This is a genomic window from Pseudomonas fluvialis (assembly GCF_002234375.1).
GTDB lineage: Bacteria > Pseudomonadota > Gammaproteobacteria > Pseudomonadales > Pseudomonadaceae > Aquipseudomonas > Aquipseudomonas fluvialis.
Genome location: NZ_NMQV01000027.1, coordinates 62473 through 70593, shown reverse-complemented (window position 1 = coordinate 70593; position 8121 = coordinate 62473). Strand labels below are relative to the sequence as shown.

General features: G+C 59.3%; 7 protein-coding genes. 1 reads left to right on the top strand and 6 read right to left on the bottom strand.

Annotated features, from left to right (window positions below; translation table 11 throughout):
- Window positions 1-139 precede the first annotated feature (139 nt).
- The 6 genes from CFY91_RS14130 to yjeH form a co-directional block, all read right to left on the bottom strand.
- Complete coding sequence (locus CFY91_RS14130; protein WP_093987031.1) at window positions 140-1453, bottom strand: AAA family ATPase; 1314 nt, start codon at window positions 1451-1453, stop codon at window positions 140-142.
- Between the two features lie 3 nt (window positions 1454-1456).
- Window positions 1457-2485 carry a toll/interleukin-1 receptor domain-containing protein gene (locus CFY91_RS14125; RefSeq protein ID WP_093987029.1) on the bottom strand — a complete coding sequence of 343 codons (1029 nt, stop codon included), beginning with the start codon at window positions 2483-2485 and terminating at the stop codon, window positions 1457-1459.
- A gap of 12 nt (window positions 2486-2497) precedes the next feature.
- Window positions 2498-4144, bottom strand: coding sequence for a hypothetical protein (locus tag CFY91_RS14120; RefSeq protein WP_093987028.1), 1647 nt, complete (start codon window positions 4142-4144; stop codon window positions 2498-2500).
- On the bottom strand, window positions 4141-4809 hold the full coding sequence (locus tag CFY91_RS14115; protein ID WP_093987027.1) for a hypothetical protein: 669 nt from the start codon (window positions 4807-4809) through the stop codon (window positions 4141-4143). The genes CFY91_RS14120 and CFY91_RS14115 overlap by 4 nt, the downstream gene beginning before the upstream one ends.
- Before the next feature lie 100 nt (window positions 4810-4909).
- Complete coding sequence (locus CFY91_RS14110) at window positions 4910-6247, bottom strand: TAXI family TRAP transporter solute-binding subunit (protein ID WP_093987026.1); 1338 nt, start codon at window positions 6245-6247, stop codon at window positions 4910-4912.
- Between the two features lie 63 nt (window positions 6248-6310).
- Window positions 6311-7573: an L-methionine/branched-chain amino acid transporter gene (gene yjeH, locus CFY91_RS14105; protein WP_093987024.1), complete on the bottom strand. Its 1263-nt coding sequence runs from the start codon at window positions 7571-7573 to the stop codon at window positions 6311-6313.
- Between the two features lie 126 nt (window positions 7574-7699).
- Between yjeH and CFY91_RS14100 the strand changes: the two genes are divergently transcribed.
- Window positions 7700-8119: an Lrp/AsnC family transcriptional regulator gene (locus CFY91_RS14100; RefSeq protein WP_093987023.1), complete on the top strand. Its 420-nt coding sequence runs from the start codon at window positions 7700-7702 to the stop codon at window positions 8117-8119.
- Window positions 8120-8121 lie beyond the last annotated feature (2 nt).

The window sequence follows — 8121 nt, the reverse complement described above, 5'->3', positions numbered from 1 at the left end:
TCGTCTTCGTCTTCGTCTTCGCCGTTGCAGTTGAGCAGGGCTTCTTTGAAGGATGCCTCTATTGCGCTTAGCAAATCGGCGTCATAGGCCTCTATATAGGCCAGGGTTTGCCTGACGCTGGCTTTCAGAACGTGATCGCTCATTGCGGTATGTCCTCGATAGTCAGCGTCGAAAGCGCTTCCCGGTCGGGGTTGCTAAGCAAGGAAAGTCGATTGGCATGCAGCTGCATGACACGCTCGAAGAAGGTGCGTACTTCGCGGGCATTGCCGAAGTTTTCGCCGCGTTGACGCCATAATTGCTCAATCGCCTGCTGACTGGCGGTTTGTGCTTGTGGTGTAAGTTTGAATTCATGTTTTTCGCAGAGGCGCTGAAAAATCTGTTGCAGGTCTGTGGCGTTGTAATCGTCAAAATGGATGTAGCGGGTAAAGCGTGATTTCAGCCCTGGGTTGGATTCGATGAACTGCTGCATCTCGTCAGTGTAACCAGCCACTATCACCACCAAATCGTCGCGGTGATCCTCCATCAGCTTGAGCAGGGTATCTACCGCCTCGAAACCATAGTCTTCCGAGTCGCGATTAACTACCAACGAGTAAGCTTCGTCGATAAACAGCACCCCGCCGAGCGCGCTTTCGACAATCTCGGCTACCTGGATGGGTGTTTGCCCCAAGTACTTAGCGATTAGCTTGGAACGGTCAGTTTCCACCAGATGGCCTTTGCGCAGCAGGCCTATATCCCGGTAAATATCGGCAATAAGCCGCGCTACAGTGGTTTTGCCCGTTCCAGGGTTGCCGGTAAACACCATATGCATGGAGGTGGCTGCGACGGGTAGGCCATTGTTGCGGCGGTTGAGCAGGTAGCGGGCGAGGTTGACGCCGTTGCGTACCTCTTCCTTGACGTTGTGCAGGCCGATCAGACTTTCCAACTCTTGCAAGCCATTGCCGCTAACCACTGCTTTAGCCGCAGGCGGCGCAGGTGCAATCTCAGGCAAGCGAAAGTGCTTGCGAATCGGGCGCAGCACTTCTTCGGCGCGGGCGATATCGCCCGGGGTTCTTTCACCGTCCCAAGCTATCGCGGCCTCGATCAGGCTATCCAGGCAACGATAAATGCCCAGGCAGAAGCCTGGCTGCAGGCGCTCGGCAATTAGCAAAAAGGCCGGTGGTAGCTTGGGGTCAAACGCTGCTCCGCTGGCGCGCAAGGCTTTGTCTGCCTCATTCAGTTCGCGCACCGTCAGGTCGTTGGCGAGCACCTCATTGAGGAATTTCTTATGCGTCCGGCCGACTCGCTCGTCCCCGGTCATTACATAGTCGAGCATGGGGAATAGCCAGCCCAGAGTCAGCAGGGTCAGCGAGTGGGGGAACTTGGGATTGCCCTGGGCGAAGCGTGCGTCCAAACCGCCGCTGAACAACTGGTCGAGCAGATACATTAGGGCGATTTTGGCGTTGTCGAGGTGCATTTATCAGCTATCCATGTTGTTACGGCCGCGTTCATAAGCGCTGGTGAGGATATCGATAAGCTCTTTTCTCTTACGGCCTTCTACCATGTCCTCACCTAAGGCTTCATGCGCGATGGTTTTCAGTTGTTCGAAATATAGAGATGTAAAGTCCAGTTCCGCGTCGAGCCTTTGGGACAGCAGATTGCGCATTTTGGTTGGCGAGCGCCTATCCACCTTAAGCCCCAGTTGGTCACAAAGAGAGGCTAGTTGCCCAGGGATGCTATGGATATAGCATTCCAGAATTTTCTTGCTGATCGCTCTGTTTGGATCATCGTGCTGGTCGTGTGATAGCCAGTTTTCAATTCTGCTTACTAGGGTCGAATGACCACCGTCTTGGCTCATGCCCAATCGCTGGCTCAGGTCTCGGAGTGTCGATTCATGGTAAATATCTAATAGGGTTTCTATTTCTCCGCGCCAGTGCATTTTGATGCTGCTTTTCAGTGCGCGCATTTGATCTTCCGAAGAAAGGCAGGCCATGAACGTTCGGTGCAGACTCTCTAGGTCGTCGGGATCGCCTTCTTCATGTAAATCGAGGAAGTTGTTTACTAATTGATCGCGTTTTTCGTGATGAATCCTATCTAGCAAGCGCGAGAAATTGGCCTCGAAATCTTTATGGTTGAGCTCTACAGCATTTTGCTCGGTGATGGCGCTAATATCAGCTGGCAAACCCGTAGGGAAGCCGGTTACGCCATTGGTGAATATCGGGATGATTCGTTTTATTTGCTCTTTTTTATAAAGTTCAAGGGCTAGGGCGATCTCCTGACGTACCCAGTCATCTGTTGAGTTACAGCGATCAAGTGCGCCTGGAGTGAGAATTAGAATAAAGTTGCGGGAGTTTCTAAGGTTGTCCTTTATGCTGTCTGCGAAACTGCCGAAGCTCAGCGACTCGCTATCAAAGAAACATCTAAAATTCTTATCTTCCAGCGCTTTGCAAATTAGCCTTGCAGTGGTTGCTCCGCCTTCACGGCGATAGCTGATAAAAATATCATTCATTTTAGCTATTCCTTATGCTGGTATTTCAAACTTGCGCTGGCGATGCAGTAGTAGCCACTCACCGTTCTCTGCGAGTGCTTCTTTGCCTATTATCTGTAAGATGTTTCTAGCGGATAGGATTTCGCCTTTTGTCTGGTGCTGTCCCAGCGACTGAATGGCGCGCTCAAACAGGCTGCCCATTTTCTGGTAGCGGTTGGCGTCCTCTTCGTAGGCCATCAGGTTTGCATGGTTTCGGCATACGGCTGCCAATAAAAATAGGATGGCGGCGAGCAGTGAGAGCCAGGGGAGGGTAGCAGCAGGTAAGTTGGTAAAAGGCCCAAGTAACAAGGCTGCTGTAGTAACAGTGCCCGCGCCAAAAAGGCTGCGGCTGATGAGCTTCCAGTTGTGCAGCTTCTGCTGTTTTTTTGCGGCGCTGCTACCTCCGCTCAGGAAGAACTTGCGTTGGTCAGTCAGCCAGCGTTGCTTGACCCAGTCGATATTGGCTTCGTTAGTTGAGGCTGCGGTATTAACCGTGACGTTACGGATGGCATGGCGAATCCAGTCCAATTCGTCGCGCTGGCTGTTTAAGTAATAGTCACTGGCGCATTTTTCTATTCCTGCGGCCTGCCAATAAGTCTGAACACGCAATCCTTCGGCCAGTGCACGCCAGTCCATATATTGCGCTTCGCTGTTGTGGGCACCACTGAAAAAGAAGCGATAGGCAGCGAAGGCTGAAAGGCCTAGGCCGATATGCAAAGCCAGCCAGTACCACTGCATATCCGGGCCCAAGTGCAGTTGCTGGAAGAAGACGGACAGAAAAACCAGTAGGCTGAGAAGCCAGAGAGTGGTGTGGCGTTGCTTTTGCTTGGCGCGGGCGAGTGCATCGGCAATGGCAAAGGTCTGGGCGCTGGACTCGATGGCGGAGGGATAGCTTGCCTCGCCAACCAGCCATTTGTGGCTATTGGCTACTTCACCTGTAGGGTCGGTTTCAATTTTGCTGGCGGCTTGGTTGAAGTCGTCTATCGAGTGAAATATCTCTTCCCAATACTTGCGGGTCGCGCCGGCCTTGTCGCCAGCCTCCTGACTCCATTGGTTTACCTCCTGGGCAGTGTAGGCCTGTGGGTTCTTCCTTCTGTTACAGCGCAGATGCTGCACTTGGCAGGTTTCCGGTTGTGCCAGTGGATTGTTTTCACTGGGGATTCCCTCGCGGCAGAGCCGCACGACATCCGCCGTGCCGCCCGGAAGGGGGTTCTCGGTGTTACCGTCCCATAGCGCATAAAGACGCTGGGCGTGCTGCGCCAGATAAATTCCTAGCGCCTGGTAGCAGGCGTCGCGAGATGCGCTGTCGGTCAAGGGCGCGATCCTTATTTGCGAGGCTTTGCTGAGCAGCAGGTGAAAGTGCGCGAGGGTTTCTGGTGTTGTGAAGTCCAGTTCGTAGTCCGCTTGCTGCATGGGCAGCACAGCGATCAATTCCAGTCCGCACGCCAGCGCTACCTCGGCGGCGAGCCAGTCTGCTCCCTCAGCCAGGCCATTGAGTAGTTGCAAGCGGCTATGCGGATAGCGTTTGCGCAGTGATGCGAACTCTGTGTGCAGTCTTTGGCGAATAGCAGGGGTGTCTGTTGCCACTAGATCGCGGTGGCCGCTGACGGCTAAAACGATGGGGATGGGGCCGAATGTCATTGTTCGATCCAGGCTTGTTCAATTAATTCAGTAGTCAGGTTTTCCGGATGGCGTTTGTATTTGGCGCGCTGCATCAAACAAATACAGTCGGCTAGCGGTTCACCGTTGGAGCCCAACGGCAGCAGGGGATTGAACTTGGCGAGGGCGGTGGCGAAGGTTTCCAGCAGGACGTCGCGATCATCGGCATAGCCTTCTTCGGCAAGCGCCAGGGCTTCCAGCAATGCCAGCTCTATAAGCAGTGAATCGAGCCAACTGACCGCATGGCGATAGGCGAAGACCCAGCGGGTTTTGTTGATCAAAACCGGTGACCACAGGTTTGACTCGCGAGCACCCACCAGGCAGCTGCTGACGATTACACCTTCAATCTTGCCACCATACAGCGCGACCTTCTCCAGAATGGTGCTGGCCCGGCCATTGGCGATCCGGCTTTCGCTGCCGTGGGCACCGATATAAAGAATCTGGCGTTTTTCGTGGGTGTGGATCAGGTCTTGTGTCAGAGCGCTTTCAAAGCCCGGGGTGTCATAGAAAGTCGAGTAATAGATATTGAAGTGGTCATGTAGACGCTCCAGACCTTGGAAAAACGGCAGGGATGAGGCGCGGGTTGGGTTGCTCTTGGGTGTCCACCAGGGCGACTCCAACAGTAGAAGGGCAAAATCTTCAGACATGGCAATCCTAGCCGAGGGGTAATTATTGCGGACTGATAGCACATTGCATTTTTGACGTCATTGATTTGCCGCTTTTCGAGCAACGCCTAGAAAGTACCTGTTAGTAGTTGTTGTGTGTAGCCCGGCGCTGCTGAAGCATCTGCAGGCGCTCGATCACATAGCGTAGGTGCACATGCAGTTCGTACAACTCGTTGGAGTAGGACAAGGGTACTTCCACGGCGGCCAGCTCGTCCTCCAGGTGTTCCAAACGTTCGATTTCGCTCTCCAGCTGCGCGGGCAGCGAGCCACTGTGCAGTTGTCGGTCGATCTCGCGCAGGTGCTTGTACCAGCGGTAGATGCGCGCACGGATGCGCCACTGGTAGATCGGCCCGATGGCCTTGAACAGCGGCAGGAGGATCAGCAGCAGGGGAATCAGCAGAATGATGTAGCGGTCGGCCAGCGAGGCGATGCGAAACGGCAGGTAGCGTTGCAGTAGCGGCAGGCCCTTGCTGTAGAAATAGCCGGCATCGTCGCTGAGCGCGAAGGGCGCCGGTGACGGGCTGGGAAATTGCCCGGCGGGGTCGAGCAGGTTGCCCTCGGCCAATACCTGGCGGCTGGCCTGGAGGATCAGCGGGGTGAGGGCCGGGTGGAAGCTGTCGTTGACCACCAGGCTGGCCACCGGCGACAGGGTGGTGAGCTCCTGGCGGGGGATGCCGACCTGCAGGTTGAGCAGGCCTTCGCTGACCTGCAGGGGTTGCACGAAGGGCAGGCGGGCGGCGTAGGCGCGTGCGCGGCGGAAGTGGTGCAGGCGCAGCGCCGGGTCGCTGGCCAGTTGTTGCAGTAGCGGGTTTTCCGCCGGGGCCACCAGGAACAGTCCGTCCAGCTCGCCGGCTTGCAGGGCGCGCACTGCCGGGCCGCCGCCAAGCGCCTGCCAGTGTGGCGGATAGTCCTCGGTGGCGATGCCGCTGGCCTGCAGCAAGGCCTGGCTGAGCAGCGCGGTGCCGCTGCCCTGTGTGCCCAGGCCCAGGCGCAGCGGGCGCAGGTCATGCAGGGTGGCCAACTCCAGATCGGCGCGATAGAACAGCCACAGCGGCTCGTGATACAGCGCGCCCAGGCTGCTCAGGCGTTCACGCTGGGCGGCGGACAGGGTGCGCTCCAGGCCGCTCTGCACGATGCCCAGTTGCACCTCGGGTTCGTCGGCGAGCAGTTGTGCCAGGCTGTCGCTGGCGCCACGACTGGGCTGCAGCTCCAGGGTAAAGCCTTCCTTGGCCAGCTCGGCCTGCAGGCGTTCGGCGAACTGTGCATAGGCGCCGCCTTGCGGGCCGGTGACCATGCGCGCGCTCATCGGCGGTGGCGGGGCTACCAGGTAGAACACGGCGCCGACCAGCGCAGCGAGTACCGGCACCAGCCACAGGTTGGCCAGCAGCATGATTTTCAGATCGTTGAGGATTCGCCGCATCGTTTCTTCCCTGGATGCCTGCCCGCCAGGCACAGGCCTTCAGCATAGGCGCAGTGGCCCCGCTCAGTCACCCGCCGGCAGCACCCGGCGACCTTGCTGCCAGGCGTCCAGGGCCAGCAGGCCGAGCAGAAGCCCCAGCACATAGGCGGCATCCTGGCCAAGCATCAGCAGCACAGCGGCGCACAACAGGCAGGCCACGGCCGCCAGCAGGCGCCAGGGGCCGCGCAGCAGGCAGACTCCGGCAGCCATGCTGAGCAGGTAGATCAGCACGAAATTGCCATTGGCGTAGCGGATCAGGTCGTCCACGCCCAGCCCGGCCAGGCTGGCCACTACGGCACTCGCCGCGCAAGCCAGGATGACCAGATGCAGCGCCCGTGCCGGCTGGCCATGCCGGTTGCGCGCCGCCAGGCGAGCCGGCAGCTTGCCTTCGTCGGCCAGGCTCCAGATAAGCCGAGCGAAGCCCTGGATGTACAGGTTCATCGAGGCAAAGCAGGCCAGGTAGCCGACCAGCGCCACCAGCCAGCGGGCCTGCTCACCGAGCAGCAACTGATAGAGGCGGGGCAGCGCGCCGGCATCGCTGTGTACATCGCCGTAGGTGTGGAAACTCAGCACCGCCACCGAGCAGGCCCAGTACACCAGGCCAGCCAGCAGCACGCCGCCGAGCAGCGCCAGCGGGAAGTCGCGCGCCGGGCGGCGGAACTCCTCGCCCAGGTGGGTAAACGCCTCGATGCCGACGAAACACCAGAACATCACCGCCAGCGCGGCCGGTAGCAACTGCCACTGTCCGGCCAGCGGCGGCAGCAAGGGCAGCTCGGCTTGCGGCAGGTCGCCCAGCCACCAGGCCAGTGCCACGCTGGCGATGATGGCCAGGGCGATCAGTGCCTGCAGGGTGCCGGAGGCGCGAGCCGGCCGCTGGCCGAGCAGCCACAGCCCAGCAAGCGTGGCCAACTGTACGAGCAGCTCGCCGCCGCTGTGCAGTGGCCACACGGCCTTGGCGAAGCCGCTGGCGATCTCCAGGGCCGCCGGCAGGCCGACCGGCAGTACGGCAAGGAACAGCAGGGCGCTGAGGCGCTCCATGCGTGCGCCGAAGGCCTTGCCGATCAGGTGCGGCGCCCCGCCGGCGTGCGGGTAGGCACGGCCCAGCTGGGCGAAGGTGAAGGCCATCGGCAGGATCAGCGCGATGAGGATCAGCCAGGCCCATAGCGAGACCGGCCCGGCGGCGGTGGCGGCCAGCGCCGGCACCACGAAGATGCCGGTGCCCAGCAGGGAGGTACTGAGCAGGGCGATGCCCTGGATCAGACCGAGTTCTTGGTTGAGGCGACTCATGGGGTATGCTCTGCAACAGTGCGCAAGACGGCCATGGTAAGGCCCGGGCGCCGCCCTGGCAGCTGTCAGGCTGCGGTTTTTGCCCGGCAAATGGTCGGATTGCCCCCGCAGATTGCCGGAGCCCCCGTGGACAGAGTCGACCAGCAGATAGTCAGCCTGCTGCGCGCCGAAGCGCGCACCCCGATCAGCCAGATAGCCCGCCAGGTCAACCTGTCGCGCTCGGCGGTCAGTGAACGTATCCAGCAGCTGGAGCAGCGCGGAGTGATCCGCGGCTACCACGCCCAGGTGCAGTTGCCCGGCCGTGCGCCAGTGCAGGCCTACCTGGAACTGTTCTACAAGGACAGCCGTTGCCAGGAGTATGTCGGGCGGCTGCGCGGCTTCGCCGAGGTGCGGCGCATCAGCAGCATCAGCGGGGAAACCGACATGCTGCTTTATGTGGAGGCCGAACACATGGCACGGCTGGGTGAGCTGCGCGAGGCAATCGGCACCTGGCCGGGCATCCAGCGGGTCAAGACGCACGTCATCGTGCAGGAGTGGCCGGTCTGATG

What these genes read in the sequence shown, in the direction of transcription:
- CFY91_RS14130 (WP_093987031.1), bottom strand. Translation starts at nt 1,453, where the DNA reads ATGCACCTCGACAACGCCAAAATCGCCCTAATGTATCTGCTCGACCAG.
- CFY91_RS14125 (WP_093987029.1), bottom strand. Translation starts at nt 2,485, where the DNA reads ATGAATGATATTTTTATCAGCTATCGCCGTGAAGGCGGAGCAACCACT.
- CFY91_RS14120 (WP_093987028.1), bottom strand. Translation starts at nt 4,144, where the DNA reads ATGACATTCGGCCCCATCCCCATCGTTTTAGCCGTCAGCGGCCACCGC.
- CFY91_RS14115 (WP_093987027.1), bottom strand. Translation starts at nt 4,809, where the DNA reads ATGTCTGAAGATTTTGCCCTTCTACTGTTGGAGTCGCCCTGGTGGACA.
- CFY91_RS14110 (WP_093987026.1), bottom strand. Translation starts at nt 6,247, where the DNA reads ATGCGGCGAATCCTCAACGATCTGAAAATCATGCTGCTGGCCAACCTG.
- yjeH (WP_093987024.1), bottom strand. Translation starts at nt 7,573, where the DNA reads ATGAGTCGCCTCAACCAAGAACTCGGTCTGATCCAGGGCATCGCCCTG.